A 2,828-nucleotide genomic window follows, 5' to 3' on the forward strand; every position below is an offset into this window, starting at 1 on the left:
AAGGAAAGGGAAAACCACGCTTTTCCCTTTCCGTGGAGCGAAAAGTCCCGGATTGGACTTTTTGCGACTCTATCAAAATAGTATCATGATTTTTTCGCTGATGACCTTGAGGTCTGGTGGATGAATTAAAAGGAGAATGAATCATGAAATTTATTGTAACTCTGTTTCAGGATGAAGACGGCATCTTTATTGCCGAATGTCCATCGATCCCGGGCTGTGTCAGTCAGGGTAAGACTGAGTCGGAAGCGGAGAGTAATATTCGGGAAGCGATCAAAGAATGCCTTGAAGTACGAACAGAGAAGGGGATGCCGCTTACCGTTAGTACTCGCCAGGTCGAGGTCGCCGTGTAATGTCCACCGTCCCGGTGCTGAGGCCCAGAGAGGTCGTTAAAACATTTGAAAAGCTTGGTTGGCGAGGGGCGAGAGGCAAGGGGCGAGGGGCAAGGGGCGAGAGGCAATAGGCGAGGGGCGAGAGGCGAGGGGCGAGGGGCGAGAGGCAAGGGGCGAGAGGTGGATCTCACCCCTGGCCCCTGGCCCATAGCCAGCTGTTAACTATAGCCTCTAACCCATAGCCCCTTGCCTCTAGCCCATAGCCTGCACTTTACACCCATTGCCCATTGCCTAAAGCCAATTGCCTATACTTTAAATCTACATTAAGGGGCAGACGACCCGATGAACAATCCTCCTAACAACATGCCACCAATGCAAAATTCGCATTTTGAAGAGGAGGTCCACCTCCGCGACTACATCAAGGTCCTTCATCGGCGCTGGAAGCTCGCAGTGTCTGTCTTTGCCGCTGTTTTCGTCACGACAGCCGTCTACACCTTCGTGGTTCAGCCCGTATACGAGGCCGAAACGCTGCTGCAGGTCAGTGAAGGAGCCAGGGGCGCGGCCATCCTCGGTGAACTGGCCAACCTTTCCACCGGGCCGAACAAGGTTGAGACGGAGATGGAGGTCCTCAAAAGCCGGAGCCTGGCCGCGGAAGTGGCGAAGGCCCTGGGGATGGAAGTCCTCGTCCGCCCCAGGGCCGGCCTGCTCACCCGGCTGTCTGGGGGGGCGGACAAGGGTTCAACGTTCAACGACCAACCTTCAACGGGCCCCGTCATCGAGGAACTTTCCGTGCCGGCGGAGCTGCTGGGTAAGGAGCTGGAGTTTGTTTTCGACAGGGATGCCGCAAGCTACACCCTGTATTTCGACGGCAGGGAACTCCTGAAGGGCACTGCCGGTCAGAGGGCAACAGGGGCCGGGGTGGCCGTTCAGGTCAGTTTGGACGCCGGACGTACCGGGAACCGGTTCGTTCTCATCAAAAACGACCTGCGGGTGGCCGCGGCCGGCCTGCTGGGAAACCTCAAGGTCAGCCAGGTGGGCCGCAATACGGGGGTCGTCCGGCTCACCTACCGCTCCACCGACGCTGAAAAGGCATCCCTCGTCCTGGAAACCATGAACCGGCTCTACGTGAACCGGGATGTGGACGATTCGTCCCGGGATGCCATCGCCACCCTGGATTTCATAACCGGCCAGGTTGAGCAGGTGAAGGACAACCTGGTCCGCTCCCAGACCCTCCTGGACGATTTCAAGGTCCGGACGGGTACGGTGGCCCTCTCCCAGGAGGCCGAACTCCTGGTGGGACGCGTCTCGAACGTGGAGGTGGAGATCAACAGGCTCAACGTCCAGCAGGAGGGGCTGGCATCACTTCTCGATTCCATGGACAAGGGATCCGCGGCTTTAGCGGCCGGGATGAGCGCCCTGGACATTCAGTCGCCGGAGCTGGCCGCCCTCATCTCCGACTTCTCACTGATGCTGCGGCAGAGGGAGGAACAGCTCAGGGAGTACACGCCGCAGAACCCGGTCGTGAGCAGTCTCGACAGCCAGATCGAGCTGGTCGCCGGCCAGATCAGGAGCACCGCCACGGCCATCCGCAGCGGCCTGTCCCGGCGTGAACAGGCGGTCCGGGGCGTCCTGGACAACTACAGGGACCAGCTGGCGCGCCTGCCGGAGGTGGAGAGGAACCTGGCCAGGCTGGCAAAGGACGTGCTCATTCAGGAGAAGATCTACTCCTTCCTCCTGGAAAAGGAGCAGGAAACGAGGATACTCAAGGCGTCCACCGTGTCCGGCATCCGCGTGGTGGATCCCCCCACGGTCCCCATAAAGCCTGTAAAGCCGCAAAAGGCGCGCAACCTCCTGCTCGGTCTGGTCCTCGGCTTCATGCTGGGCGTGGGCGTTGTCTTCTTCCGGGAGTACCTGGACGATTCGGTGAAGGACACCGAGGACCTGGAAACCAGGGTGGGCGTGCCCGTATACGGGACCATCCCCTTCGTGAAAAGGGCATACACCCGAAGGAAGGAGAAGAAACCGCATCTCGTCATCGAGGAGATGTACGCTCCCGTTACGGAGGCCTTCCGGACGCTGCGGACGAACCTGTTCTTCTCCAGGGAGGGAAAGGATCTCAAGATCGTGGCGGTCACAAGTCCGGGCCCGGGAGCCGGCAAGAGTTTTGTGGTCGCCAACCTGGCGGCTCTCTCGGCGCTCCTTGGCAAGAGAACACTGATAATCGATGCCGACATGCGCCATCCGCAGCAGCACGTCGTCCTGGGAGTTGAACAAAAGCCCGGTCTGTCAGAGGTTCTGGTGGACAGGATGACGTTCCAGGATGCTATCAAGAAAGATCACGTCAAGGACCTGCGGGTTCTCACTTCCGGCAAGATCCCCCCGAACCCCGCCGAGCTCCTCGGCTCTCCCGCCATGAAGGAGCTTCTGGACGGACTTCGGGAGCATTACGACATGGTGATCATCGACACTCCCCCGGTCAACCTGGTGGCCGACGCCCTG

2 protein-coding genes are annotated in these 2,828 nt (G+C 59.6%); both read left to right on the plus strand.

Annotated elements, in window-relative coordinates:
• Positions 1 to 143 precede the first annotated feature (143 nt).
• On the plus strand, positions 144 to 350 hold the full coding sequence (locus P1S46_12105) for a type II toxin-antitoxin system HicB family antitoxin (protein MDF1537213.1): 207 nt from the start codon (positions 144 to 146) through the stop codon (positions 348 to 350).
• 351 nt (positions 351 to 701) lie between these two features.
• On the plus strand, positions 702 to 2,828 hold a 2,127-nt coding region (locus P1S46_12110; GenBank protein ID MDF1537214.1), incomplete at its 3' end, for a polysaccharide biosynthesis tyrosine autokinase.

It is taken from the genome of bacterium, from assembly GCA_029210545.1.
Taxonomy (GTDB): Bacteria; BMS3Abin14; BMS3Abin14; order BMS3Abin14; family BMS3Abin14; genus JARGFV01.